This is a genomic window from Rhizobium sp. RAF36 (genome assembly GCF_052114105.1).
In the GTDB taxonomy this organism is placed as follows: Bacteria; Pseudomonadota; Alphaproteobacteria; order Rhizobiales; family Rhizobiaceae; genus Rhizobium.
On the sequence record NZ_JBFREC010000007.1, the window covers coordinates 20,991 to 45,654 of the forward strand.

The following is a 24,664-nucleotide window of genomic DNA, read 5'->3' on the forward strand; positions in this document are numbered from 1 at the left end:
GATGGCTGCGAACGGCGCTCAGCATTGCCGGCTGTTCCTGCTTCCTCCGGGTGAAGCCAGCCGCGCCGACGCTCTCCTCCTTTGCAGCCTTTCATATCCACGTCCCGTGTCGTTGCACGCGTCGATCACGCCGATCGAGAACGAGACTTTTCCGGTTGCACCATTTTTCGATTCCAGTAGTCAGCAGTTTGAAATCATCTTGCTGCCGAGCGGTTCCCAGACGTCCTTTGCTCTACAGGAAGCGGCAGCAGACTGGCTGCGCAACGCAGTCGCGCAAGACCGATTCGAAAGCCTGTCCGCCGATCTCAAACTTCGCAACGGGCAGATCAGCATCCGCGGTCAACGCGTCGTCGTCCAGTCCGCACCGGAGCTTTTCAGAGACCTGCTCGTAGGCATCGGGGCATTCGGCTGGCTCTGGCTTGGTATCGAGGACAACGAGCGGGCATTCGAGACCGCCTGGGATGGGCAGTATCGCGATGCCGCACTTCTTGAGCGCCGTACCTACAGCCGCCGGATCAGCCGTGAGGTCTCCGCCAAGGTGGCTGAAACCGCACGGCTTCGGCAGTGGTTTCTGAAGACCACGCTGCTTCTGGAGCGCGGCGACCGCGGCCTTCCGGCCGCCTCCCGCCGCAGCTTCTTCGAGCTTTGCCAGCAGATGGACTTCGCCCGCCGGCTTCAGTTGATCGGCGAGGCGATCGAAGCGCGGGAGACGCTCTACGGAACCGCTGCCGAACGCAGTTTCGAATACCGCATGTTCCTGGTGTCATGCGTGATCGAAGCGGCCATTCTGGCCGGCATCCTGATCGAAATCGCAATCATGCTCTATGATCTTTGAGGAGGGGTAGATGAGGTTCCGCATAGTCCTGGCCGCCATGGCCATAGCAACGCCGGCGTTTGCCCAGGAGGGATCGCTGTCCGGGGCGCAGATCAAGACCGCCTTCGCCGGCAGGACGGTCTCGGGAACGGAAGATGGCGCAGCCTATCAGGAGAAGCTTCTTGCCAACGGTTCGATTCAGGGGCGCTCCAGCCTTGACGGGAGCTATACTGGGGAGTGGGAAGTCGATGGCAACGAGATCTGCTTCTACTACGACGATGATGACGAAGACGACGATGAGGATTGCTCGCGCGTCATCCTGAAGGGAGCCAGTGTCACCTTCATCGACGAGGACGGATCCCGCTCGAGAGCGACCTTGCGATAGAGCGGCTGGGCGGCTCAAACGGCACGGTTTCGCCTTCCCTCTCGAGCTTTTGCACCGCGGGGGCCGTGTCACGCCGATGTCACGCGACGATGATCCGAGGTTGTGATTAGCTTTTTTCCGAGGGGCTGGGGGGCCGCTCATGAAACGGCTTCGCCAGAGTTCGAGTAGCGAAGCGTCCTGTTCAGGAGACCCGCCTTTTTAGGCGGGTCTTTCAATTCGAGGGACCTAAATTGACCAAAATCCATATTTCATTCGGAATAGCTTTTCTCGTGGCGCTGACATCGCTGATCCTGGCACTTCTCGGCTCGCCACTGCCTTTCTGAGCGGCCGCCGCCTGGCCACCAGAACAACAATGGCACGGGCGAGCCCGTGCCATTTTCGTTTCATTGCAGCTGATTTCAGCTCAGTGGTTGTCGCGCGGCACGCCCTTGGTCTGGGCAATGCGCTGATACTTGACCGCCGGTTCGAGCACCGCGCCGGTTTCCAGCTGGCCGACGACCGAGCGCTGGATTTCCTGCCATGGCGTCTGGTGGTCGGGATAGCGGTAGCCGCCATCGGCCTTGAGAGCCGCATGCCGCTCGGCAAGCTCGGCGTCCGAAATCAGAATATCGGCGCGGCCCTGGCCAACGTCGATACGCACCCGGTCGCCGGTCTTCAGAACCGCGAGCCCGCCGCCCGCGGCGGCTTCCGGCGAAGCGTTGAGGATCGACGGGCTGCCTGATGTGCCAGACTGGCGTCCGTCGCCGATGCAGGGCAGCGACGAGACGCCCTGCTTCAAGAGGTAGTCGGGAGCACGCATGTTGACGACCTCGGCGGCACCCGGATAGCCGATCGGACCGGCGCCGCGCATGAAGAGGATGGTATAGGCATCGATCCCGAGCGACGGATCGTCGATCCGCTTGTGATAATCTTCGGGACCATCGAATACGACCGCCCTGCCCTCGAAAGCTTCCGGATCCTTGGGATTGGAGAGGTAGCGTTCGCGGAACTCCGGCGAGATGACGCTGGTCTTCATGATCGCCGAGGAGAACAGATTGCCGCGCAGCACGCGGAAACCGGCACGTGGCTTCAGCGGTGTCTCGTAGCGGCGGATGACCTTTTCGTCCTGGATCGTCTGCCCGCGACAGTTGTCGCCCATCGACTTGCCGTTGACGGTCAGCGCATCTTCCTTGATCAGGCCCTGGCCCATCAGCTCGTTGACAACGGCGGGAACGCCACCGGCGTGATAATAGTCTTCGCCGAGATATTCACCGGCCGGCTGCAGGTTGACGAGCAGCGGCACTTCTTCACCATAGGTCTGCCAGTCATCGACAGTCAGCTCGACGCCGATATGACGGGCGAGCGCGTTGAGATGGATCGGCGCATTGGTGGAGCCGCCGATCGCCGAATTGACGCGGATCGCGTTGATGAAAGCATCCTTCGTCAGGATATCCGACGGCTTGAAGTCTTCACGGACCATATCGACGATGCGCAGGCCGGTGCGGTAGGAAATTTCCTGACGGTCGCGATACGGCGCCGGAATGGCGGCCGATCCCGGAAGCTGCATGCCGAGGGCTTCGGCCAGCGAATTCATTGTCGTCGCCGTGCCCATGGTGTTGCAATAGCCGGTCGAAGGGGCCGAAGACGCAACAAGCTTTACAAAGCCCGCATAATCGATCTCGCCCTTGGCCAGCAGTTCGCGGGCCTTCCAGACGATGGTGCCGGAGCCGGTGCGCTCACCGCGGAACCAGCCGTTCAGCATCGGCCCGACGGAGAGCGCGATCGCCGGAATATTGACGGTGGCCGCCGCCATCAGACAGGCCGGCGTGGTCTTGTCGCAGCCGATCGTCAGCACCACGCCATCCAGCGGATAGCCGTAGAGAACTTCGACAAGGCCGAGATAGGCAAGGTTGCGGTCGAGGCCGGCCGTCGGGCGCTTGCCGGTTTCCTGGATCGGATGAACCGGAAACTCGATGGCGATGCCGCCGGCTTCGCGAATGCCTTCGCGCAGGCGATTGGCGAGCTCAAGATGGTGGCGGTTGCAGGGCGACAGATCGGAGCCTGTCTGGGCAATGCCGATGATCGGTTTGTCGGACTGGAGCTCTTCCTGGCTGAGGCCGAAATTCATGTAGCGCTCGAGATAGAGCGCCGTCATGTCGGCATTGTCAGGGTTGTCGAACCAGGCACGGGAACGCAGGCGGGGTTTGCTGTCGTGTTGGGTCATTGTCGTATCCACGTTGCTTATTGACATGCAAATATCCTAAGGCAGGCAGATTGTATAATACCGTTCTCCTATTCTGACTTAGCAAAAACGAATATCAGGAGTGATGATGACAAGGCTTGACGCCTTCAAACTCAAGCATCTGCGCATGCTCGTCGCTCTGGAAGAGCACGGCAAGGTGGGCAGCGTAGCCGGAATGTTCGGCTTGTCCCAGCCCTCGCTGTCGCGAACGCTGGTCGAGCTCGAATCACTGGCCGGGCATCGGCTGTTCGAACGGCACAATCGCGGAACGGCGTTGACGCCGGAGGGCAAGGTTCTGGCGCGCTACGCCCGGACCTTGCTGGCGGAAGCTGCACGCGCCGAATATGACATGAAGGTCATTGCCTCGGGCAAGCGCGGTAGCGTCAGCATCGGCACGGTGATGACGCCCGCTTCCGAGATTGTCGTTCCCGCCCTCAACGATGCGCAGGCCGGATATCAGGATCTCGACATCAACGTTTCGCACGGCAGCAGCGATGCGCTTCTCGCACAGCTGAGCGCCGGGAGCCTCGATTTCGCGATCTGCCGCCTGCCCGAGAATTTCAACCGGACAATGTTCGACTACGAGCCGCTCGGCGAGGAAACCTTCCGGATGGTGGTGGCGCGCGGTCATCCGCTGGCTGCGAAACCGGCTGTCGAAGAGGCGGACCTCGAAGGGCTCGACTGGGTGCTGCAGCCGGAAGGCTCCTATCTGCGGGACGTGATGGACGACTATCACCGGGCGCACGCTATCGTGCCGCGCAGCGTCATTTCCACTTCGTCGGTGCTCATGACCATTCTGCTCGTCAAGAGCAGCGGCCGGGTCGGGATCTTCGCCAAGACCGTCGCCGAGATGCTCGACCAGCACCAGCTGCTGACGGCGCTGCCGATCCACGCCCGCATCGACATTCCGGGCTTCGGCCTGGTGCAATTGAAGGGCAAGGAGCTTTCGCCGCAGGCTCGAAGCGTGTTCGAGGCATTGCGGCAAAAAGCTCGCGAACGCAAGACGTGGGATTGAGGCGAGCAATCCCTGGCCTAAGGCGCCAGACGCCGCACCAGATGATACGCCGTCGAAATGTCGTTGACGACACGCTTGATTCCTCGAACATTTCCGGCAGCAGCACCTGCCGCCTCGCGCGTTCCCGTGCTTGCCAGCCGCCCCTTGAGGGTGACGACGCCGTTCGCCACGGTCGCCTTCACCACATCATGTGTCAGCCCGAGTTCCATCTGTAGCCGGCTGCGCACGGCAGTCGATAGCGCGTCATCGCCGATCGGCACGATATCGTTCACAAACATCGCGGAGCTCCTTCTCTCACCGCGCAAAGTGAACAACGGGCGGGAGCGCTACGCCTTGACGTAGATCAAGCGCCGGCAGGCGTCAGCTTCGCCGATGGAGAGAACGCACTGCGACCGCTTCGCGGATCTCGCCGATCAGCTGCCGCTCTTCTTTGATATGCCGGCGCGCCGGGCAGGAGAATGAACGGAGCGCATAGGCGATGGCGTCCGCCGAGAGGTTGCTTCGCCCGCTACTCAAGTCACACAACACCTTGACGGCGCGCTCGGCCATACCGCGTTGCTCGAGCCGATCGGAAATCCGGCGCTGCTCTTCGTCCCTCGGTGCCGGGACGCTGATAGCCAGGGCAGGATGCCGATCGACGCTGGTCTCTTCCAACCGGTGTATCCGCACCAAAAGCGGAACGAGGTCTCGCGTCAGTGCCCGGCACAACCCCTCATCGACATGGCAGGGCAGAAAATCGGCAATCGCCTCGATCAGATCGCACCAAGACGACAGTTCGCTAAGGTGCGTTTCCAATGCATCGAGGCCGCCACGTGTCTCATCTATCATTCCAAGCCCCCTTGAACCGACGAACACAGGTACATGGCTGTGTTCGTCCGAAGACGGGCTATAGAGAAAAATCAGGATTTTCTTTGAGATCGATAAACGAGACCGTGATTTGGGCGGCAGTGGGCCGTCACTTGACCTTGAAATCGATCAGCAGGGATTTCAGCTCGATCTCGCGAACGCGCCGCGCCGCCTCTTCCGGCTCGACCCAGGCAAGCACCCGCTGGCCGCGCTCTTTGAAGTTCTCGGACTGCTCCAGCACCTCGACCGTATAGACATCGACGATGCAGGGGGCGACGTCGCCGTTGTCGAGCCATTTCAGATAGGTGTAGCGGCCGACCGGCTTCTTGCCGACGGTGCCGCGCACGCCGGCCTCTTCCCAGGCTTCGGTTGCCGCCGCCTCATAGGGCTTCTTCTTCTTCATCGGCCAGCCCTTGGGGATCACCCATCGCCGGCTTTCCCGCGAGGTCATCACCAGCACTTCGATGCCGGAGCTGCCCGGCGCCTTACGATAGCACAGCGCCCCATATTGCTGGCGGAAGGCGCCGGTGAACAGCTTGTCGGGCGTGGCAGCGAGCTGCTGGAGAAGCGTCTTCGGCTTTTCCGGCGCAAGCTTTCGCTCCTTCTTCTTCGGCACCATCTGAAGGGGCTGGCTCCGCCACCCATCGTGGTGGAGATCTGTGACGAAAAGATTCATTGCTGCTCCGACGGACAGGCACGGCCATCCGTTTTTCATGCCACGTCGGTCGGGCATTAGCAGACAATTTGCAGCCATCGGCCAAAAGGGCAACCCCGCATGCCGCGCCCACTATGAGATTTTGATCGCAATCCCCGGCTATGGAGGGGCCGCCTCGTCAGAGAGTTGTAGCCGCTTCAGGCAGCCTTGCTATGCGTGCGCCCCGGCGCTCCGAGATAGGCATCGAAGGCAGCGGCCACGGCGCGCACCATGAAGCGTGCTTGCTGCGAAACGGTCAGCCGCCCGTCCGCCAGCGTCACCACGCCGTCGGCCAGCAGCTGCGCCAGCCGCTCGTTGCGGCGCGTCAGGAAGGCAGGGTCATATCCGGCTTCGCCGCTGAGCGCAGCGAGATCGGCCTCGAAGCTGCACATCAGCCTTTCGATGACCTTTGCCCGCAGCCTGTCCTCAGCGCTCAGCATATAGCCTTTCGCAGTCGGCAGGATGCCGGAGGCGACGCGCTCCGCATAGCGGCCGGGCGCCACCTCGTTCTGGACATAGCCGCTGGGAAGCTTGCCGATCGCAGAGGCGCCGAGACCGATCAGCGTTTCGCAGTCGTCGGTGGTGTATCCCTGAAAGTTCCGCCGCAGCGTTCCCCCCTGCAATGCCAGCGCCAGCGGGTCATGCGGCAGCGCGAAATGATCGAGGCCGATGCGGACATAACCGGCGCCGACGAGTTCTTCGGCGATCGCCTCGGCCTGGGCATTGCGCTGGCTGGCATCCGGCAGCTGGGTCTCGTCGATCAGCCGCTGATGCTTCTTGAAGGACGGGATATGGGCGTAACCGAATACCGAAACCCGCTCCGGCCGGAGCTCGACAGCCATCCTGACCGTCTCAAGACAGGAGCGCACGGTCTGCAGCGGCAGGCCGTAGATCAGGTCGAAATTGATGCTGCTGGTGCCGTTTTGCCTCAAGCCTTCGACGGCTGCTTTCGTCTGATCGAAGGTCTGTATCCTGTTGATCGCATGCTGCACCCGCGGATCGAAACTCTGGACCCCGAGGCTGGCGCGATCGACGCCGTTGTCGCCGAGCGCGCCAATCATTGCTGCGGACAGGGTTCGCGGATCGATCTCGACGGCGACGCTGCAATCCGCCTCGAACCGGAAGGCGCTCCTCAGCTTCGCCATCAATGCGGCAAAGGCGTGAGGCGTCATGATCGTCGGCGTGCCGCCGCCGAAATGGATGTTTCGAACCGGCAGATCATTGCCGGCTGCCTGCGAAACCAGTTCGATCTCCTCGCTCAGCACGTCGAGATAATCGGCAACCGGTCCGTCCTGGCGCGTCACCGACGTGTGGCAACCGCAATACCAGCACATCGAGCGGCAGAACGGGATATGCAGATAAAGCGATACCGCATCGGCCGCACCGAGCCGCGCCAGCCCGTCCGCATAGGCCTCCGGGCCGACGGCAGCGGAAAAGGCCGGGGCTGTTGGATAGCTGGTATAGCGCGGCAGGCGGGCTTCACCATATTTGGCGACCAGGGCATCGGACATCGTGATCTCCTTCATCTTCGTCTCGCGGCCTTATGCCCGGTGCGCGCGCACACTTCCTTGTCCTAGATCAACGAACCGGACACGCCTGAGGCGGCCTTGATCGAGATCAAAGTATCGTCTCCATGCATCCCGTAGACTTGGCGCATTGCGGGCGTGAGAGGACCATTCGATGCGATACGCGATCATTGCTGCGCGACTGGACGAGAGGAAAAAGTGCGGCCGTATCGAGATGCTCGATGGGGCAGTGGCACGCACCGTCATCATCACCCGGCGCGCGCTGCTCAGCATCGCGTCCCCGCCAAGGGCAACAGAGAACCGGCTTCTGCAACATCTCGAAGCCTTCTGCGATATCATCAGGACACAGAATATCGAACCCGACGCCACCGGGATGATCTTCATCAATGCCAACCACGTCAGGAACTGGCGTGGCCTGCGCGCGATGGACGATCCGGCGGGCAGCGCTTCGATCCATACGCCAAACGCGGCCGGGCTCCTCTTCCCCAACGGACCCGCCTCATAAATCCGCGCACACGCCCGCTGGAAATGGCAACGGGCGGGGACTATCGTTGCCTACTGAAACCGCAGGCTTCAAGGACACACAATCAGATGAACCTGCCGACTTTCTCTCTGGGCATCCTGGCGCTGCTCATCCTGCCCGGGCCGACGAACGCCGTCCTTGCCATGGCGTCATCACGCCTGACGGTGAAACGCCTGACATCCCTGCTGCTCGCTGTTGTCTCCGCCTATCTGCTGGTCATCCTGCCGGTATCCGGCATCGCCGGTCCATTCCTTCACGCGCATCCGGCCATTGCGCAGGCGGTGCGGCTGATATCGGCGGTCTGGGTTCTGATTCTGGCATTGAAGCTCTGGCGGTCGCAATCTGAAGGGGCGGCAGCGCCGGTCGGCATCCGGGAGCTTTTCCTCACCACCCTGCTGAACCCGAAAGCCATCATCATCGGCCTGACCATAGTCCCGGCCGTCGAGGCGCCACTCCCGCTGACAATCCTGATCTTCGTGGCATCGGTCACGGTGACGTCGACGCTCTGGATTGTCCTTGGCCGGCTGATCATCGGGCGGGGCACCGCCATGCCTCTGCTGGCACGGCGCTGCGCCTCTGCCGTGCTGATGGTTTTTTCCGTGACCCTGGTGGTCAGCGCCGTCGGCTGATCAGGGCTTGGTCTTTGCGGTTGAGGTTCTGACCACGAGCGGACCATCGACCTTGATGGTCATCGGCCGCAGCGTCTTGCCGTGGATGGCCATATCGATGAGCGTCTCCGCCGCCTTCTGCCCCATCTCGTAGTTCGGCAGGACCAGCGTCGAGAGCGGCGGATGGGTGTAGCGCGCCAGCTCCTGGTCGTCATAGCCCATGACGGAGAGATCTTCGGGAACGCGAAAGCCCTTCTCGGCCGCCGCTTCCATCACGCCGATCGCCATCAGATCGTTGCCGCAAAAGATCGCTGTCGGCGGATTGCTCATCGACAACAGGTCGAGACCAGCCTCATAGCCGCGCAAGGGCAGCCAGTCGCCGTCGCGCACCAGCGTCTCGTCGAAGGCGACATCGACGGTGGCGAGCGCCTGCTTGTAGCCCTTGAGGCGATCGACCGCCGCGTCCATCCAGGGTTCGCCGTTGATGAAGCCGATGCGCCGGTGGCCGAGCGAGGTCAGATGCGCCGTCGCGGCAAAGCCGCCCGCCACTTCGCCGGGCACGATCGCCATATGCTGACGCGGCTCGGCATAGCAGTTCAGCAATACGGTCGGGATGTTCTTCAGCAGTTCCGGCACCTTCACCTTGCGGGTGAAGATCGTCGCATAGATGACGCCGACGATCGTCGGGTCGCGCAGGATCGAGCGCAGCACGGCGTCTTCGAGATCCGGATTGGAACGCGTTGCATGCGCCGAGGTCAGGAAACCCTGCTCGAAAGCAAAATCGCGCACGCCGTCGAGGCTGACAACGGGATGCGGGCTGGTGGAGATTTCGTCGACGACGAAGGCGATCGTGTCTTTCTCGATTCGCGTGTCCGGTTGAGCTTCATGACGAACTCCAGGTAATTTATAACCAATTTTATGAGCAGCCTCCAAAACCTTGGCCTGGGTGTCCGGCGAGATGCGTGATCCCGACATTTCATTGAGCACAAGCGACACGCTGGACTGCGAAACGCCCGCAATACGGGCAACATCGGTCATTGTAGGCCGTCCAGCCTCACCGCGGCGCCCGCTTTCCCCGCCGCGGCCATTCTTTTTCGCCATCCCAATATCCTCCCGATGATTTGCTGCAGCGCAAACCAAAATTTGTGCAATAGCTCATAAAATGACGCTTGACTGCTAATATTATTAGCTACAAGATTAGCTCATGTGAAGCAATTATTGCTCACTGCCGGTTGGGAAGATACCGGAAAATTCGGGAGGAGAAACTGAGATGTCCGCATTCTCACGTCGTACATTCATGCTTGCTGCAACCGCACTCGGCGCCGTCGCCGTTGCCGGCACAGTTGCCATGGCAGAAGTGCCTGCGCTGAAGCAGAAGGAAAAGTACAAGGTCGGCTTCGCGCAGACCGAATCCAACAATCCGTGGCGCATCGCCCAGACCGAAAGCATGAAGGCGCAAGCTGAGAAGCTCGGCTACCAGCTGGTCTATACCGATGCCGCCGGCTCCGCCGCCAAGCAGGTTGCCGACGTCAACTCGATGATCGCCCAGGGCGTCGACCTGATCTTCCTGTCGCCGCGCGAAGAAAAGCCGCTGATCCCGGCCGTCAAGGCTGCCGAGAAGGCCGGCATCCCGGTCATCCTGCTCGACCGCAGCGTCGATCCGAAGCTCGCCAAGCCCGGCAAGGACTACCTGACCTTCATCGGCTCCGACTTCATCAAGGAAGGCCAGCGCGTTGCCGAATGGCTGGCGAAGAACGCCAACGGCAAGAAGAAGATCATCGAGCTCGAAGGCACGACCGGCTCCTCGCCTGCCAACGACCGCAAGAAGGGCTTCGACGATGCGATCAAGGCCGCTGGCGGCTTCGAGATCGTCGCTTCACAGTCCGGCGATTTCGCCCGCGACAAGGGCCGCCAGGTCGCCGAAGCCCTGCTTCAGGCGCATCCGGATGCCGATATCGTCTACGCCCACAATGACGAAATGGCGATCGGCGCCATCTCCGCCATCGAAGCCGCCGGCAAGGTGCCGGGCAAGGACATCCTGGTGCTGTCGATCGACGGCGGCAAGGAAGCTGTCGGCCTCGTCGCCGAAGGCAAGATCGGCGCCGTCGTCGAATGCAACCCGCGTTTCGGACCGAAGGCCTTCGAAACGATGGCGCGCTATGCAAAGGGCGAGAAGATCGAGCCTTGGGTCATCAATGACGACAAGTTCTATGATGCATCCAACGCCAAGGCCGAGCTCTCCAGCGCCTACTAAGCTCCCAGCGTGACCGCTCCGGCCGGTTCGGCAGATGCCGTACCGGCCGGCTTTTCTTCTATAGAATAATGGAGTCGACCGGCATGCTGCTGTCGATGCAGGGTATCTCCAAATCCTTTGCCGGGATCGCCGCGCTGCGCGCTGCCTCCCTCGATATTGCCGAGGGCGAGATCATGGCGCTCGTCGGCCAGAATGGCGCCGGCAAGTCGACGCTGATCAAGATCCTGACCGGCGCCTATCAGCGCGACGAGGGATCGATCCGTTTCAACGGCCAGGACGTTTCCTTCTCGACGCCGGCAGAAAGCCAGGCCGCCGGGATCGCCACCATCTACCAGGAGATCAACCTGGCGCCGCAGCGCTCCCTCGCCGAGAATATCTATCTGTCGCGGGAACCGAAGAAATTCGGCTTCCTCGACCGCCGCGCCATGCGCGATGGCGCCCGCAAGGTGCTCGCCACCTTCAATCTCGATATTGACGTCGATCTGCCGGTTGCGCGCTTCAGCGCCGCCACGCGCCAGATGGTGTCGATCGCCCGCGCCGTGACCCAGAACGCCCGGCTGCTGATCATGGACGAGCCGACCTCATCGCTGGACGAGCGCGAGGTGGCCGTCCTCTTCGAGACGATCCGCACGCTGCAGAAAAATGGCGTCGCTGTGATCTTCATCGGCCACCGCCTCGACGAGCTCTATGCGATCTGCGACCGTGTCACCATCATGCGTGACGGTCAGACAGTTGCCGTCAGCGCCATGAAGGACATCCCGAAAATGGAGCTGGTGCGCCACATGCTCGGCCGCGAACTGGCCGCCTTCGAAGCGCTCAGCCGCGATACGGACAATGCGATCGAACGGCCGGTGCGCCTTGAGCTTCAGGGCGCTGGTTCCGGCCTGCGTGTCCGCGACGTCGATCTGCTGATCCGCGAGGGAGAGATTTCCGGACTGGCCGGCCTTCTCGGCTCCGGCCGCACGGAGACGGCCCGCATCATCTTCGGCGTCGACAAGCTGGAGCGTGGCAGCCTGAGCTTCAACGGCACATCGCGCAGCTATGCCGAACCGGCCGCGGCGATCGCCGATGGCATCGGCCTCGTCTCGGAAGACCGCAAGATCGACGGGATCATCCCGGATATGAGTATCCGCGAGAACATGACGCTGGCGCTGCTGCCGAAACTGAAGAAAGCAGGCATCGTCGACCGCGCCCGCCAGGACGAGATCGTCGCCCGCTTCATCAAATCGCTCGGCGTCAAATGCGCCTCTCCGGACCAGCCGATCAAGGAACTGTCGGGCGGCAACCAGCAGAAGGTGCTGCTCGCCCGCTGGCTCTGCACCGATCCGCGCGTGCTGATCGTCGACGAACCGACGCGCGGCATCGATATCGGCGCCAAGTCCGAGATCCTGCGGCTGCTGCGCAACCTCGCGGACGAGGGGCTCAGTGTGCTGATGATCTCGTCGGAACTGGAAGAGCTGCTGGCCGCCGCCGACCGCGTCACCGTGCTCAGCGGCGGCATCTCGGTCGCGGTGCTGCCGAGACGCGAGCTCTCGGAGCAAAGCCTCCTTGCCGCCATGGCGCATCAGGTGAATTGACATGACGATATCGGATACCGCCATCAAACCGTCAGCCATGTCGAAGGCGTCAGCGCTTCGCATCGCCAGCCGCTACGGCACATTTGCCGCATTCCTGCTCTTGATCGCCGTCAACATTGCGATCACCCCGAACTTCCTGTCGTGGCAGACGCTGAACGTCAATCTGACCCAGGTCGCCACGATCGTCATCGTCGCGACCGGTATGACGCTGGTGATCGCCACCGGCGGCATCGATCTTTCGGTCGGCTCGCTGATGGCGATATCCGGAGCCATCGCGCCGATGATCTTCCTGGGAACCCTGTTCCCGATCGACAACGTGGCGCTTGCCGTTGGCCTTGCTTTCGTGGTGCCCGTCATCGTCGCCATGCTGTTTGGCTGGTTCAACGGCTTTCTCGTCACGCATTTCGCGATCCAGCCGATCGTCGCAACCCTCGTGCTGTTCATCGCCGGGCGCGGCATCGCCCAGGTGATGACCAATGGCAATTTGCAGGTCTTCAAGAACCCGGCCTTCCAGTGGATCGCCATGGGCCATTTCGCTGGCATTCCCGCGCAGGTGGCCCTGATGATCGTCATTGCCGCCCTAGCCTATACGCTGATCCGCTTCACCGTCATCGGCCGCCAGATCATCGCCGTCGGCGGCAACGAAAAGGCGGCGCGGCTGACGGGCATTCCGGTCAAGCGGGTGAAGACGCTGGTTTATGTGATCAGCGGTGCGCTTGCCGGTATCGCCGGGCTGATCGTCGTTGCCAGAAACTCCGCCAGCGACGCCAATCTGGTCGGCATGAGCATGGAGCTCGACGCGATTGCCGCCGTCGCCGTCGGTGGATCGCTGCTGACGGGCGGGCGGGCCAATATCTTTGGCACGCTGCTTGGCGCCTTCGTCATCCAGCTGGTGCGTTACACGCTGCTTGCCAACGGCGTGCCGGATGCGGCCGCGCTGATCGTCAAGGCCGGACTGATCGTCATTGCCGTCTTCATCCAGCAGCGCGCCGACAAGACCTGAGGACACCGAGATGCTTTCCGCCCTCTTCAAACCCTTCGCCCCGAAATCCTCCGGTGACCTTGCCCGCCTCGGCGTGCTGATCGCGCTGGCCGCGCTCATTCTCTTCGGTGCCCTGCGCTACGAGAATTTCCTGTCGCCCTTCAACATACTGAGCTTCCTGCGCTACAATTCGATGTTCGCGCTGATCGCGCTCGGCATGGCCTTCGTGATCATGACCGGCGGCATCGATCTCTCCGTCGGCGGGGTTGCGGCGCTGGCAAGCGTCGTTTCCGCACTCGCCTCGCCCTATGGCTGGGCGGCGGGGCTGGTGGCGGGCGTCGGCGCCGGTCTGCTCGTCGGCATGCTCAACGGCTTCGTCATCTCGAAGATGCGGATCCAACCTTTCATCGCCACACTGGCCGCTATGCTGGCCGCCTATGGCACCGCCTTGCTGCTGGCTGACAATCAATCGGTCTCCGTCGACTACGACACCGCTTTCGTGTCGATCGGCCAGGACGATTTCCTCGGCTTTCCGATCCCTGCCTGGATCGCGCTCGCTGCTTACATCGCCGGATGGATTTTCCTCGAACGCCGCCCCTCCGGCCGCCATATCCTGGCGATCGGGGATGGCGAGCACACGGCCGCGCTGATGGGCCTGAAGGTCAATCGGACGCTGTTTGCGATCTACGCGCTCTCAGGCGCGCTAGCCGGACTTGCAGGCGTGATCCTCGCTGCCCAGTTCGGCGCGGGACAGCCGACCGAAGGCGTCGGCTGGGAGCTTTTCGCCATCGCCTCGGTCGTCGTCGGCGGCACGCTCCTGACCGGCGGATCCGGATCGGTCGGGGCAACGCTGGCAGGCGCGCTGCTGCTAGGCATGGTCTTCAACGTGTTGAATTTCGAGAACGGTCTCGGCTGGATCTCGCTGTCTGCCTATTGGCAATCGGTGATCCGCGGCGCCTTCCTGCTCGTCGTCGTCATCCTGCAGGCACGGCTGACGGCCAAATCGGCCACCTAGGAAACCGCGAGACCGCCATCGACAGGCAGCGACACACCGTTGACCATCGATGCCCCGTCGCTAAGCAGAAACAGTATCGCCTCGGCAACCTCGTCCGGATCGAGGAACCGGCCAAGCGGAATGCGGGCCTTGACCGGGTCGGCCTTGGCCGGATCGCTCCAGGCAAGCTCGCCCATCGGCGTCAGCGTCACCGTTGGGTTGACGCAGTTGACCCTGATGCCTGACGGGCCAAGCTCGGCCGCCATCACTCGCGTCATCGCATCGAGCGCTGCCTTCGAGGCGCAATAGGCGGTGTGATTGACGACGCCGCGCCGCGCCGCATCGCTGGAAACATTAACGATCGCGCCCTTGATGCCGCGGGCCAGCCAATCCCGCACCACGATCTGCGACAGCACCATCGGCGCCACGCTGTTGACGTTCATCACCCGGTTGAACTCCGCGAGATCGCTTGTGACGAAGCTTTGCAGCGTTGTCGTCCCGGCGCAGTTGACGAGCAGATCGACCGGAAGCGCCGGACGGACCGCCGCTTCAATCGCACCGATCTCGGCAAGGTCGGCTGAGATCGTCTCGCAGGCGATCTCCGCGGCAAGTCCCGCCAGATCATCGGCGCTGCGGCTGAGAGCGACGACCTTTGCCCCGCGTCTTGCCAGCATCACCGCCGTCGCCCGGCCGATACCCTTGCCAGCTCCCGTCACCAGCACCCGGCGCCCATTCCAATCCATTCCCTCGTCCTCCTGCTCTTCATTGGGCCGGATCATGAGTGGCGAGCGAAGCGAAATCCACATCTATTGTGACGCCCGTGCCGGAAATTCTGCCGGGACCGCGCGCCCTCCAACCCTCTGAAATAGCGCTTGCATCCGCATCCGTTAACGCCGCCTCGGCGGACAAAAGCAGGCGGTGGCTCCAGCGAGCTTAAATATCGCTATTGACTAATTGATACGTAGCAATAAGTTGTTGCTACGTATCAATTAGGAATATCTTAGGTGACGGGGCGGAGGATTACGCAGAAGGAGGTGGCCGAAAGAGCGGGCGTCGCGCAAGCCACCGTCTCGCTGATCCTCAATGGCGGCCGCGAGAAGGTCACGCCGGAAACCGCCGAACGCATCGAGGCGGCAATCCTGGAACTCGGCTATCAGCCGAACCGGTTTGCGCAGGCGCTGCGCACCAAGCGGACCTATGTGATCGCCTGCGTGGTTCCGGATCTCGCGAACCCATTTTATCCCTCGCTCGTCGTTGCCGTGCAGAAGGTCGCGCGCGCTGCCGGTTACGAGGTGGTGACGATCGATACCGAAGGCGAGTTGAACAATGAGCGGCAGGTGATCCTCGCCGCGCAGCAGGGCCGCTTCGACGGCGTGGTCGGCGTATTCTTCAAGACTAGCGCCAGGGATCTCGCGCCGCTCGGCAAGACGGGCGTTCCCGTCGTCCGCATCGAAGTCTCCAGAAAGGTCGGCGGCCCGCTGCCGATCGACAACCTGTTCATCGACAACGTCGCCGCCGCCCGGACGCTGACCAAGCACCTTCTGGACCTCGGCCACCGGTCGATCGCCATGATCGCAGCACCCGGCGGTCCGCAGCAGGTCCGCCTGCAGGGCTATCTCGAGGCGATGGCGACCATGGGGGCCGCGCCGATCGTGCTGGAAGCCGCGCATTTCACGCTGGAGGGCGGACGCGAGGTCGCCGACCGGCTGTTGGAAGGCGGCCGTCCGGTCAGCGCCATCATCGCGGCCAACGACTTGATGGCGATCGGCACCATGCAGAGCCTCGCCGCCCACGGCCTGTCCGTTCCCGGCGACGTCTCGGTTGCCGGTTTCGACGACATTCTGGCGGCAGCGCTGGTGACACCGGCGCTGACGACAGTCGCACAGTTTCAGGATCGGATCGGCGCCCGCGCCGCCGAGAAGCTGATCGAACGGCTGGCAGACGGGGCTTCCGAACCCGGCCAGGCAGAGGAAATGGCATACGAACTCATCATCCGCGCCTCGGTTGCCCCGTTCAAGGGACAGCCGGAGCACATGCATCAAACTAGGGAGGAAACAGAATGACCAGGCTGAAGCTTTTCGCCGCCACAGCATTGATTGCCAGCACGTCGCATATCGCACTCGCGCAGGAAAAGGTCTCCTGGTGGTACGAGCAGGCGACCCCGGACCAGCAGAAGCTGATCCAGAAGGATATCGTCGAGCCCTTCGCCAAGGCCAATCCCGATTACAGCCTTGTCATCGATTACCGCGGCAACGAACTCGACAAGCAGCTGCGCGTCGCCATGCTCTCCGGCAACGGCCCTGACGTCGTCTACACGGCAGGCCCGAGCTATGTCGCACCGATGGCCCAGTCCGGCCAGCTGATGCCGCTGGATGACTATGCCGCCAAGTACAAGTGGCAGGACCGTATCCTGCCCGTCTTCCTGAAGATGGGCGAATATAACGGCAAGATCTACGCCCTGCCGAAGACCTACGAAACGGTCGGCCTGTTCTACAACAAGACGCTGTTTGCCCAGAAGAACTGGCAGCCGCCGAAGACGCTGGACGAACTAGAGACCGTCGCCGACGCCATGCTGAAGGACGGCATCACCCCGTTTGCGGCAGGCAATGCCGATTGGCGCGGCGCAAACGAATGGTTCGTGACGCTGGCGCTCAACTCGGTTGCCGGCCCCGAAAACCTCAACAAGGCGCTGCGCGGCGAAATGCCGTGGACCGCCGAGCCCTTCGTCAAATCGATCGACCGGCTGAATTCCTGGTGGCAGAAGGGTTATTTCGGCAAGAATTACTTCTCGGTGACGAGCAGCGAACAGGCCGCTGACGCCATGGCATCCGGCAAGGCCGGGATGATGCCGACCGGCACCTGGCAGTTCCAGAATGTCGATACCTACGGCAAGAAGGCAGGCAGCGAGGCCGGCTTCGTCGGTTTCCCGAGTGCGTCGGGCGACCCGGTCTTCCCGCTCGGCATCGGCTCCACCTTCTCGATCGCCACAAAGGCCAAGAACCCGGATGGCGCGGCAGCGGCGATCAACTATGTCTTCTCGCCTGAAGTCTACGAGACGATGAATTCGGCCTGGCAGGGCGAATGGAACATTCCGCTGAAGGATATCTCCAACGTCAAGATGGCGAGCGAAGTGACGCCGCTCTTTACCGAGACGATGAAGAACCTCTCCTCATCGGTAAACGACGGCAAATACGGCTACACGACCTGGACCTTCCTGCCGCCGGCGACCGACAGCTATGTCATCAACGGCATCGAGGAAGTCTGGCTGAAGAAGACGACAACCGCCGACTTCCTCGCCAAAATGGACGCTTCCTTCCAGAAGGAAATGAAGGCCGGAAAGGCGCCTGCGGTCCCGGCCCGCTGATCAAAATGGCCGTGAGGGCGCAGCTTCGGCGCCCTCACCTTCGCCTGCGCCGCATCGGCGCGGGAGTGGCCTGTTTGCCTTGAAAGGTCTGCAATGCACCGACTTTACGTCCTGCCGACATTGATCATCAATGTCGTCATCATCGCCATACCGGCGCTGCTCACGGTGGCTCTCGCCTTCTTCGAATGGGACGGCATCAGCACACCCGTCTTCGTCGGCCTCGACAATTTCCAGGCCCTCTGGGACGACAGCGTCTTCTGGACGGCGCTGACCAACAACATCATCTGGACGCTGATCTTCCTGACGGTACCGATCGCCATGGGCCTGCTGGCCGCCACCATGATGCTGGTCGTGCGCCGCGGCTCGAACTTCTTCCAGGTCGTCTATTTCCTGCCTGTTATCATCGCCACGGCGATCACCGGCCGTGTCTGGCAGGGCATGATCTATTCGCCGGTCACCGGCATCACCGGCCTTCTGCAGCGCATGGGTCTCGATATCGCCAATCCGCTGACCGAGACGTCGAGCGCGCTCTATGGTATCGCGGTCGTCGACCTCTGGCATTGGTGGGGCTTCCTCTGCGTCATCTTCTTCGCGGCCCTGCGCCAGGTGCCGAACGAACAGATCGAGGCGTCTCGCATCGAGGGTGCCACCTTCTTCCAGACCATCCGCTATGTCCTTCTGCCCGGCATCATGCCGACCATCACGCTGATGATGATCATGACCGTCATCTGGTCGTTCCTGGTCTTCGACTTCGTCTACATCCTGACCCAAGGCGGACCGGCCTATTCGTCCGAAGTGCTCTCGACCTTCGCCTATCGCTCGGCCTTTTACGATCTTGCGGTCGGCAAGGCGGCAGCGATCTCGGTGGTCATCAGCCTCTTCGGCCTGGCCGCAACCGTCTTCTACATCCGCGCCCAAGCGACGGAGTTCGAACAATGAACATCACCGAAAGCCGCCTCACCTTCGCGATCGTCTACATCACCCTGTCGGTGCTGCTGATCATCACGCTGTTTCCGATCGCGCTGACCGTACTCAACGCGTTGAAGCCATCGGCAGAGATCGTCCAGAATCCGCTGGCGCTCCCCTCCGTCATCCGCTGGGACAATTTCACCCGCGCCTGGACGGATGCGAATTTCGGCCAGACGCTGCTGAACTCCGCCGTGCTCACGGGCCTGACGATCATCCTCGTCTGCTCGACCGGATCGCTGACCGCCTATGTTCTGGCCCGCCAGAAGATCAAGCGCTGGAAGATCCTGACCTTCTATCTCTTGGCCAGCACCACCGCGCCGATCCAGCTTTTCCTCTTTCCGCTCTATTTCGGCTTTGCCCGTTTCGGGCTGATCAACAACCCTGTCGCCGTCGCCTTCATCTATACGGCAGTCTATTCGCCCTTCGCGATCATGCTGCTGCGAACCTATTTCCTTGCGGTTCCCAAGGAGCTGGAGGAAGCCGCACTGATCGACGGCGCCACGCATTGGCAGGTGTTCCGCCGCGTCTTCCTGCCCATCGTCTCGCCCGGGATCCTGACGGTGGCGCTGATCATCGGCCTCTATTCCTGGAACGAGTTCCTGATCGCCACGACCTTCCTGCAGGGACAGGACAGGCTGACGGCCGTCGTCTCGTTCTTCCTACTCTCAGGCCAATACTCGTCCGACTGGGGTGAGATCATGGCCGCCGCTCTCATCATCATTTTCCCCATCGTAATCCTCTTCGTCCTGCTGCAGCGCCACTTCATCGAAGGAATGGCCGGTGGTTCGGTGAAGGGCTGATCAAGGAGTTCGCATGTCCATTCCCGCAGACTACAACAACCGCGTCTATGCAGGCGTTCTCGGCAAGCTGATCGGCGTCTATCTCGGCCGCCCGTTCGAGAACTGGCGCTACAAGGACATTCTCGAGAAGCTCGGCCCGATCACCTATTACGTCCATGACCGCCTCGGCGATCCGCTGATCGTCACCGACGACGACGTGGCCGGCACCTTCACCTTCCCGCGCGCGCTGGACGACTACGGCATCTCGCCGGATCTGTCGGCGGAGGACATCGGCAAGGCCTGGCTGAACTACATCATCGAGGAACGTTCGATCCTCTGGTGGGGTGGTGCCGGCAATTCCACGGAACATACGGCCTGGCTCAACCTCCAGCGCGGCATTCCAGCGCCGGCATCCGGTTCGATCGCCGTCAACGGTGCCACCGTTGCCGAGCAGATCGGCGCGCAGATCTTCATCGACGGCTGGGCGCTGGTCTCCCCCGGCAACCCGGCGCAGGCCGCCAAGCTGGCGCGCGCTGCCGGCTCCGTCAGTCACGACGGCGAAGCGGTGAACGCCGCCGTCCTCTGGGCGGCGATGGAGGCGGAGGCCTTCATCAGCAAGGATGTGAACCATCTGCTCGATACCGGCCTTGCGCATATCCCGAAGGACAGCCTGATCGCCAAGCTGATCGCCGATATCCGCGGCTGGACATCGGGCAACGAGGATTGGGAAGCGACGCGTCAGAAGATCGAGGACAATTACGGCTACGACAAATATCCGGGCAATTGCCATGTCGTGCCCAACCACGCGCTGATGATCATGGCGCTGCTGCATGCGCCGCACGACTTCCAGCGCGGCCAGATGATCGTCAACACCTCGGGTTGGGACACCGATTGCAACGCCGGAAACCTCGGCTGCCTGCACGGCATCATGCTCGGCCTCGACGGTCTCGATGCCGGTCCCGACTGGCGCGGCCCGGTCGCCGACCGTCTCTACATGTCGACCGCCGATGGCGGCCGCTCGATTGCCGATGCCGCCGACGTCTCGCTGTGGCTTGCCAATCTCGGCCGCAAGCTTGCCGGACAGACAGCCGAACCGGCGCCGAAGAATGGCGCGAAGTTCCACTTCTCGCTTCCGGGCTCGGTCCAGGGCTTCCGTCCACAGGCGGGCCAGACCGCTCTTGACGGGCTGAAGGTGACCGGAACCGGAGCGGCGCTGGCGATCGATTATCAGGCGCTGGCTCAAGGACGGGAGGCTGCGGCCACCACACCGGTCTTCACGCCGCTCGAAGTCACCAAGATGCGCACCTACGATCTGGTCGCTAGCCCGCGCATCCATGCCGGACAGACGCTGCGCGCAACCATCCGCGCCGAAGCGGCAAACAGCGGCTCCGTCGAGGCGAAGTTCCGCATCCGCCACTATGATGGCAGCGATGCCCTCGTCGATATCGACATGCCCGCGGGCAAGCTTCTCAACCCCGGTAATTCGGCAACGCTCGAATGGACCGTTCCCGCAACCGGCCACCAGCCGATCGCCGAAATCGGCTTGGTTCTGACGGCACCGCACGGCCGGGCAAACGGCCGGGTCCTCATCGAGGCGCTCACCTGGGATGGTTGCCCTGACGTGACCTTCAAGCGTCCGGAAGGCGCCAGCGACTTCTGGCGCCGCGCCTGGGTCAGCAACGTGCATTTCTTCTCGAAGAACTTCCCGCAGGACTTCCGCATCAGCCAGAACCGCGGCGAAGGATTGATCCTGCAGGGCACGCGCGACTGGACGGACTATGCGATCGAGGCCGACCTGATGCTGCACCTCGGCGATCACGGCGGCCTGGCGATCCGCGCCGAGGGGCAGCGCCGCTACTATGCGGCACTGATCACCCGCGACGGCCAGCTGCAGATTGTCTGCCGCAAGGATGACAAGCAGACTGTGCTCGCCTCCACCCCGCTCCAGGTCGAATTCGAGACCCGCTTCATGATGAAGTGCTCGGCCAGGGGCGGCAAGCTTTCCGCCACGGTCGGCGGCACCACCGTCGAGGCTGATGACGCCACCTTCACCGGCGGATCGGCCGGACTGATCATTCATGAGGGCGCACTGTCGGCCACCCGCATCCGCATCGGCGCGGCGTAAGGAGGTCCCCATGGCAAGTGTCACGATCGACAAGGCCGTCAAGCGTTACGGCAGCGCTGAGGTTATTCACGGAATCGATGCGGCGATCGGTGACGGCGAATTCGTCGTCCTGGTCGGCCCGTCGGGTTGCGGCAAGTCCACGCTGCTGCGGATGATCGCCGGTCTCGAAGACATCTCGGGCGGAACAATCTCGATCGGCGGCAAGGTGGTCAACACCCTGCCCCCTAAGAGCCGCGACATCTCGATGGTGTTCCAGAACTATGCGCTCTACCCGCATATGACCGTCGAGGAAAACATGGCCTTCTCGCTGACGCTGGCGGGTGCCGGCAAGGCCGAAAAGGAAAAGAAGGTCCGCGAAGCGGCCGAGATTCTCGGCCTGGAAAGCCTGCTGCAGCGCAAGCCGAAGGCACTGTCCGGCGGCCAGCGCCAGCGCGTTGCAATGGGTCGCTCGATCGTTCGTAATCCGCAGGTCTTCCTCTTCGACGAACCGCTGTCGAACCTCGACGCCAAGCTGCGCGTGCAGATGCGTGGCGAGATCAAGAGCCTGCATCGCCGCCTCGGCACCACCATGGTCTACGTCACCCACGACCAGGTGGAGGCAATGACCATGGCCGACCGGATCGTCGTCATGCAGGCGGGCCGCATCGAGCAGATCGGCACGCCGCTGGAACTCTACGACCACCCGGCCAATGCCTTCGTCGCGCAGTTCATCGGCTCACCGGCGATGAACCTGTTCCCGGCAACCGTCGCCAGCGGCAAACTCATCCTGCCGAATGGCCAGCCGTCGGGGCTTGCAGCGCCATCGGGTGTTCAGGAAGGCCAGAAGCTGCTGATCGGCAAGCGACCGGAAGAAATCGGCCTTGGGGCCGAAGGCGACCTGCAGACAACCGTCGAGAATATCGAGCCGACCGGCTCCGAGGCCTTCATCGAGCTCAAGCTCGGCGAGCAGCTCGTCTCGGTGGTGCTCCGCGAACGGCCATGGTTCGATGTCGGCAGCAAACAGACACTGACCCTAACCAAGGGCGCCGTTCACATCTTCGACGCGGCGTCGGGCAACAGGATCGGCTGAGGAAGCACGCCGCCAGGAAGGCGGCGCTCATTTCAGCCTGTCGAAATCGATCAGCCCCATCGTATCGCGCGCCACCTCAAGAGATGGCGCGCGGATCGAGGCCATGAGCGCTTCACGAAGCAGCTCAACCTGTCCGTCGGTTGCATCGCCAGACGTGATGAAGGGCAGCCCGGGACCGGCAGGCGTCAGCGCAAGCTGCCGGATTTCAGTCACGCGCTCAGGGTCGAAGCGTTGGATATTTGCAAGTGTAACGCAATCGATGGCTGCACAATCGGCCCGCCCCTGGGCAACCGCATCGATGCTGGCGCCATGGCTTCCCGTCTCGATAAGGGCAGCAAAGAAGCGCCCCTCGCGGGCAAGGGGAGCAACGGCGGCGCGCAGGAGATTGGCGCCGGAATTGCTGCTCGGGCTATTGACCGCCGCGACTGCGTCACGCAGATCTTCGATCGCAGCAAAAGCCGAGCCGCGTCTGACGACGATGACGCTGCGCATCAGCGGCCCTTCGCAGCCCGGATGGCTGTAGACTGGCGTTGCGACGAGGCGGACCCTGCCCCGCAGCTGTGTCACATAGGGATAGCCGCAGGTCTGCGAGAGCAGGAGGTCGGGACGAAGCCAGGCTTCGTCATAGGCCAGATCGGCATCCAGACGATCCGGCAATCCCGAGACACCCGGGCGCGAGAGATATGCGCGCAGGAACTCCCAGAGTTCGGCGGTCGCCGCAGCGAGCGGCGGCGGGGTAACATACATTGCCAGGCTGACAAGATGCATCTTGTGTCTCAGCCGTTCGGGAAGTGCCGCGCAAACGAGAACAGGCCGTGCGGCAGCGTGCTGCCGCCCTCCAGCGCAAGATCCGCCAGAAGTTCGCCGATGACGCTGGTGAATTTGAAGCCGTGGCCGGAGCAGGCGGAGGACACGACGACATCAGGCGCACCCGGCACATGATCGATCAGGAAATCTTCGCTCGGCAGCATGGTGTAGCGGCAGGTCGTCGCCCGCGCCCGCATCGAAGCCGCATGCGGCAGACGCTTGCGGACGAAGCTGTCGAGAAGCGCGGTATCGGCCTCGTTGACGGGCGGATTGGGGGCACGCGGATCGATCGGCTCGCGGAAATGCGCGTGACGGCCGACCTTGACGCCGTCGATGCCGATATTCGGAAAGCCGAAATAGGATCCGCCCTCGCCGTCATCCCGCAGGAAGCAGGGCATGCGCTGCGGCCCGGCAACGAAGCCATCGGATGGCTGATACCAGGCCACTACCTGGCGGATCGGCACGGCACGCGACCGCAGTTGCGGCACGAGCTCGGCGATCCAGGCGCCGGTCGCAACGATGACCTTGCGTGCGCGGTAGGTCGCGGTGCCGGAGACGATCGTCACACCATTGCCGCCCTGGTCGATCGAAAGCACTGGTTCGCCGAAATGCAACGCAGCACCGTGTTCGGCGGCCAGTTTCAGATAGCCCATGATCGCGGCTTCAGGCCTGACATAGCCGCCCTGCGGATCGAGCAGCCCGATCTCGCCGTCATCGAGAGCGAAGGCCGGAAACCGCCGCGCCATCTCCTGCTTGTCGAGGATCTGATGCGCGAGGCCATGCATCTCGCAGGACGCCCTGGTTCCGCTGACGATCTTGCTGTCCGGCGCGCCGATCTGCAGTACGCCGGTGACGGTCAGGATATCGGTTCGCAGCTGCGCTTCCAGCGCCCGCCAGTTTTCATAGGCGCGCTGCAGCAGCGGCACATAGGACGGGTCTTCGAAGTATCCGAGCCGGATGAGACGGCTGTCGCCATGCGACGAGCTGAGCGGATGGGCCGGGAAATAGGCTTCCAGCCCGATGACTTTGGCGCCGCGCGATGCCGCAAAGGCGGCTGCCGAACTCCCCATGGCACCAAGACCGATGACGGCGACATCGAATTCTACAGACAT

General features: G+C 62.6%; 24 protein-coding genes. 15 read left to right on the forward strand and 9 right to left on the reverse strand.

From position 1 onward, the window contains the following. Position 1 precedes the first annotated feature (1 nt). Both AB4Z25_RS21995 and AB4Z25_RS22000 read left to right on the forward strand, forming a co-directional pair. Positions 2-835: a hypothetical protein gene (locus tag AB4Z25_RS21995; RefSeq protein WP_442209001.1), complete on the forward strand. Its 834-nt coding sequence runs from the start codon at positions 2-4 to the stop codon at positions 833-835. 10 nt (positions 836-845) lie between these two features. Next, positions 846-1,199, forward strand: a complete 354-nt coding sequence (locus tag AB4Z25_RS22000; protein WP_442209002.1) for a hypothetical protein — start codon at positions 846-848, stop codon at positions 1,197-1,199. 403 nt (positions 1,200-1,602) lie between these two features. Here AB4Z25_RS22000 and AB4Z25_RS22005 read toward each other — a convergent pair whose 3' ends face one another. Further along, positions 1,603-3,402: an IlvD/Edd family dehydratase gene (locus AB4Z25_RS22005; RefSeq protein ID WP_442209004.1), complete on the reverse strand. Its 1,800-nt coding sequence runs from the start codon at positions 3,400-3,402 to the stop codon at positions 1,603-1,605. A 106-nt stretch (positions 3,403-3,508) separates the two neighbouring features. Between AB4Z25_RS22005 and AB4Z25_RS22010 the strand changes: the two genes are divergently transcribed. Continuing rightward, positions 3,509-4,435, forward strand: a complete 927-nt coding sequence (locus AB4Z25_RS22010; protein ID WP_112386762.1) for a LysR family transcriptional regulator — start codon at positions 3,509-3,511, stop codon at positions 4,433-4,435. Between the two features lie 17 nt (positions 4,436-4,452). Here AB4Z25_RS22010 and AB4Z25_RS22015 read toward each other — a convergent pair whose 3' ends face one another. The 4 genes from AB4Z25_RS22015 to hemN form a co-directional block, all read right to left on the reverse strand. Then, positions 4,453-4,713: a BON domain-containing protein gene (locus AB4Z25_RS22015; protein ID WP_442209006.1), complete on the reverse strand. Its 261-nt coding sequence runs from the start codon at positions 4,711-4,713 to the stop codon at positions 4,453-4,455. 82 nt (positions 4,714-4,795) lie between these two features. Continuing rightward, entirely contained in the window at positions 4,796-5,263 is a 468-nt protein-coding gene (locus tag AB4Z25_RS22020) for a hypothetical protein (RefSeq protein ID WP_442209008.1), read from the reverse strand. Between the two features lie 127 nt (positions 5,264-5,390). Further along, on the reverse strand, positions 5,391-5,900 hold the full coding sequence (locus tag AB4Z25_RS22025) for an NUDIX hydrolase (protein ID WP_442209333.1): 510 nt from the start codon (positions 5,898-5,900) through the stop codon (positions 5,391-5,393). Between the two features lie 233 nt (positions 5,901-6,133). Beyond that, positions 6,134-7,486 (reverse strand): oxygen-independent coproporphyrinogen III oxidase, encoded by a 1,353-nt coding sequence (gene hemN / locus AB4Z25_RS22030; RefSeq protein ID WP_442209010.1) that lies wholly within the window; start codon positions 7,484-7,486, stop codon positions 6,134-6,136. 169 nt (positions 7,487-7,655) lie between these two features. Between hemN and AB4Z25_RS22035 the strand changes: the two genes are divergently transcribed. Then, complete coding sequence (locus AB4Z25_RS22035; protein ID WP_442209012.1) at positions 7,656-8,006, forward strand: hypothetical protein; 351 nt, start codon at positions 7,656-7,658, stop codon at positions 8,004-8,006. Between the two features lie 86 nt (positions 8,007-8,092). Further along, entirely contained in the window at positions 8,093-8,653 is a 561-nt protein-coding gene (locus AB4Z25_RS22040; protein WP_442209014.1) for a LysE family transporter, read from the forward strand. Here the strand turns inward: AB4Z25_RS22040 and AB4Z25_RS22045 are convergent, their stop codons facing one another. Beyond that, positions 8,654-9,733 (reverse strand): LacI family DNA-binding transcriptional regulator, encoded by a 1,080-nt coding sequence (locus AB4Z25_RS22045; protein ID WP_442209015.1) that lies wholly within the window; start codon positions 9,731-9,733, stop codon positions 8,654-8,656. A gap of 169 nt (positions 9,734-9,902) precedes the next feature. On the opposite strand from AB4Z25_RS22045, the gene AB4Z25_RS22050 reads away from it, so the two are divergent. The 4 genes from AB4Z25_RS22050 (at position 9,903) to AB4Z25_RS22065 (ending at position 14,460) form a co-directional block, all read left to right on the forward strand. Further along, positions 9,903-10,886: an ABC transporter substrate-binding protein gene (locus AB4Z25_RS22050; RefSeq protein WP_112386726.1), complete on the forward strand. Its 984-nt coding sequence runs from the start codon at positions 9,903-9,905 to the stop codon at positions 10,884-10,886. Between the two features lie 83 nt (positions 10,887-10,969). Further along, on the forward strand, positions 10,970-12,463 hold the full coding sequence (locus AB4Z25_RS22055; protein WP_442209017.1) for a sugar ABC transporter ATP-binding protein: 1,494 nt from the start codon (positions 10,970-10,972) through the stop codon (positions 12,461-12,463). A 37-nt stretch (positions 12,464-12,500) separates the two neighbouring features. After that, on the forward strand, positions 12,501-13,466 hold the full coding sequence (locus AB4Z25_RS22060; protein ID WP_442209335.1) for an ABC transporter permease: 966 nt from the start codon (positions 12,501-12,503) through the stop codon (positions 13,464-13,466). A 10-nt stretch (positions 13,467-13,476) separates the two neighbouring features. Beyond that, complete coding sequence (locus AB4Z25_RS22065; RefSeq protein WP_112516596.1) at positions 13,477-14,460, forward strand: ABC transporter permease; 984 nt, start codon at positions 13,477-13,479, stop codon at positions 14,458-14,460. Here AB4Z25_RS22065 and AB4Z25_RS22070 read toward each other — a convergent pair. Continuing rightward, positions 14,457-15,182, reverse strand: coding sequence for an SDR family oxidoreductase (locus AB4Z25_RS22070; protein ID WP_112516644.1), 726 nt, complete (start codon positions 15,180-15,182; stop codon positions 14,457-14,459). The two genes, AB4Z25_RS22065 and AB4Z25_RS22070, sit on opposite strands and share 4 nt — an antisense overlap. 261 nt (positions 15,183-15,443) lie before the next feature. Between AB4Z25_RS22070 and AB4Z25_RS22075 the strand changes: the two genes are divergently transcribed. The 6 genes from AB4Z25_RS22075 to AB4Z25_RS22100 all read left to right on the forward strand — a co-directional run bounded on the left by AB4Z25_RS22075 (position 15,444) and on the right by AB4Z25_RS22100 (position 22,745). After that, the gene (locus tag AB4Z25_RS22075) at positions 15,444-16,502 is read left to right on the forward strand and encodes a LacI family DNA-binding transcriptional regulator (protein WP_112516595.1); all 1,059 of its coding nucleotides are present in this window, start codon (positions 15,444-15,446) and stop codon (positions 16,500-16,502) included. Then, positions 16,499-17,803 (forward strand): extracellular solute-binding protein, encoded by a 1,305-nt coding sequence (locus AB4Z25_RS22080; RefSeq protein WP_112516594.1) that lies wholly within the window; start codon positions 16,499-16,501, stop codon positions 17,801-17,803. Before AB4Z25_RS22075 ends, AB4Z25_RS22080 begins: the two co-directional genes overlap by 4 nt. A 93-nt stretch (positions 17,804-17,896) precedes the next feature. Further along, complete coding sequence (locus tag AB4Z25_RS22085; RefSeq protein WP_112386720.1) at positions 17,897-18,742, forward strand: carbohydrate ABC transporter permease; 846 nt, start codon at positions 17,897-17,899, stop codon at positions 18,740-18,742. After that, positions 18,739-19,572 carry a carbohydrate ABC transporter permease gene (locus AB4Z25_RS22090; RefSeq protein WP_112597819.1) on the forward strand — a complete coding sequence of 278 codons (834 nt, stop codon included), beginning with the start codon at positions 18,739-18,741 and terminating at the stop codon, positions 19,570-19,572. The genes AB4Z25_RS22085 and AB4Z25_RS22090 overlap by 4 nt, the downstream gene beginning before the upstream one ends. Positions 19,573-19,585: 13 nt before the next feature. Beyond that, positions 19,586-21,676, forward strand: a complete 2,091-nt coding sequence (locus AB4Z25_RS22095) for an ADP-ribosylglycohydrolase family protein (protein WP_442209020.1) — start codon at positions 19,586-19,588, stop codon at positions 21,674-21,676. A gap of 10 nt (positions 21,677-21,686) precedes the next feature. Beyond that, positions 21,687-22,745, forward strand: coding sequence for an ABC transporter ATP-binding protein (locus tag AB4Z25_RS22100; protein ID WP_442209022.1), 1,059 nt, complete (start codon positions 21,687-21,689; stop codon positions 22,743-22,745). 27 nt (positions 22,746-22,772) lie between these two features. Here the strand turns inward: AB4Z25_RS22100 and AB4Z25_RS22105 are convergent, their stop codons facing one another. Both AB4Z25_RS22105 and solA read right to left on the reverse strand, forming a co-directional pair. Continuing rightward, on the reverse strand, positions 22,773-23,513 hold the full coding sequence (locus AB4Z25_RS22105; protein WP_442209024.1) for a phosphate/phosphite/phosphonate ABC transporter substrate-binding protein: 741 nt from the start codon (positions 23,511-23,513) through the stop codon (positions 22,773-22,775). Positions 23,514-23,521: 8 nt separating this feature from the next. Continuing rightward, a complete protein-coding gene (gene solA, locus AB4Z25_RS22110; protein WP_442209026.1) occupies positions 23,522-24,664 on the reverse strand; it encodes an N-methyl-L-tryptophan oxidase in 1,143 nt (380 codons plus the stop codon).

What these genes read in the sequence shown, in the direction of transcription:
- AB4Z25_RS21995 (WP_442209001.1), top strand. Translation starts at nt 2, where the DNA reads ATGGCTGCGAACGGCGCTCAGCATTGCCGGCTGTTCCTGCTTCCTCCG.
- AB4Z25_RS22000 (WP_442209002.1), top strand. Translation starts at nt 846, where the DNA reads ATGAGGTTCCGCATAGTCCTGGCCGCCATGGCCATAGCAACGCCGGCG.
- AB4Z25_RS22005 (WP_442209004.1), bottom strand. Translation starts at nt 3,402, where the DNA reads ATGACCCAACACGACAGCAAACCCCGCCTGCGTTCCCGTGCCTGGTTC.
- AB4Z25_RS22010 (WP_112386762.1), top strand. Translation starts at nt 3,509, where the DNA reads ATGACAAGGCTTGACGCCTTCAAACTCAAGCATCTGCGCATGCTCGTC.
- AB4Z25_RS22015 (WP_442209006.1), bottom strand. Translation starts at nt 4,713, where the DNA reads ATGTTTGTGAACGATATCGTGCCGATCGGCGATGACGCGCTATCGACT.
- AB4Z25_RS22020 (WP_442209008.1), bottom strand. Translation starts at nt 5,263, where the DNA reads ATGATAGATGAGACACGTGGCGGCCTCGATGCATTGGAAACGCACCTT.
- AB4Z25_RS22025 (WP_442209333.1), bottom strand. Translation starts at nt 5,900, where the DNA reads ATGGTGCCGAAGAAGAAGGAGCGAAAGCTTGCGCCGGAAAAGCCGAAG.
- hemN (WP_442209010.1), bottom strand. Translation starts at nt 7,486, where the DNA reads ATGTCCGATGCCCTGGTCGCCAAATATGGTGAAGCCCGCCTGCCGCGC.
- AB4Z25_RS22035 (WP_442209012.1), top strand. Translation starts at nt 7,656, where the DNA reads ATGCGATACGCGATCATTGCTGCGCGACTGGACGAGAGGAAAAAGTGC.
- AB4Z25_RS22040 (WP_442209014.1), top strand. Translation starts at nt 8,093, where the DNA reads ATGAACCTGCCGACTTTCTCTCTGGGCATCCTGGCGCTGCTCATCCTG.
- AB4Z25_RS22045 (WP_442209015.1), bottom strand. Translation starts at nt 9,733, where the DNA reads ATGGCGAAAAAGAATGGCCGCGGCGGGGAAAGCGGGCGCCGCGGTGAG.
- AB4Z25_RS22050 (WP_112386726.1), top strand. Translation starts at nt 9,903, where the DNA reads ATGTCCGCATTCTCACGTCGTACATTCATGCTTGCTGCAACCGCACTC.
- AB4Z25_RS22055 (WP_442209017.1), top strand. Translation starts at nt 10,970, where the DNA reads ATGCTGCTGTCGATGCAGGGTATCTCCAAATCCTTTGCCGGGATCGCC.
- AB4Z25_RS22060 (WP_442209335.1), top strand. Translation starts at nt 12,501, where the DNA reads ATGTCGAAGGCGTCAGCGCTTCGCATCGCCAGCCGCTACGGCACATTT.
- AB4Z25_RS22065 (WP_112516596.1), top strand. Translation starts at nt 13,477, where the DNA reads ATGCTTTCCGCCCTCTTCAAACCCTTCGCCCCGAAATCCTCCGGTGAC.
- AB4Z25_RS22070 (WP_112516644.1), bottom strand. Translation starts at nt 15,182, where the DNA reads ATGGATTGGAATGGGCGCCGGGTGCTGGTGACGGGAGCTGGCAAGGGT.
- AB4Z25_RS22080 (WP_112516594.1), top strand. Translation starts at nt 16,499, where the DNA reads ATGACCAGGCTGAAGCTTTTCGCCGCCACAGCATTGATTGCCAGCACG.
- AB4Z25_RS22085 (WP_112386720.1), top strand. Translation starts at nt 17,897, where the DNA reads ATGCACCGACTTTACGTCCTGCCGACATTGATCATCAATGTCGTCATC.
- AB4Z25_RS22090 (WP_112597819.1), top strand. Translation starts at nt 18,739, where the DNA reads ATGAACATCACCGAAAGCCGCCTCACCTTCGCGATCGTCTACATCACC.
- AB4Z25_RS22095 (WP_442209020.1), top strand. Translation starts at nt 19,586, where the DNA reads ATGTCCATTCCCGCAGACTACAACAACCGCGTCTATGCAGGCGTTCTC.
- AB4Z25_RS22100 (WP_442209022.1), top strand. Translation starts at nt 21,687, where the DNA reads ATGGCAAGTGTCACGATCGACAAGGCCGTCAAGCGTTACGGCAGCGCT.
- AB4Z25_RS22105 (WP_442209024.1), bottom strand. Translation starts at nt 23,513, where the DNA reads ATGCATCTTGTCAGCCTGGCAATGTATGTTACCCCGCCGCCGCTCGCT.
- solA (WP_442209026.1), bottom strand. Translation starts at nt 24,664, where the DNA reads ATGTCTGTAGAATTCGATGTCGCCGTCATCGGTCTTGGTGCCATGGGG.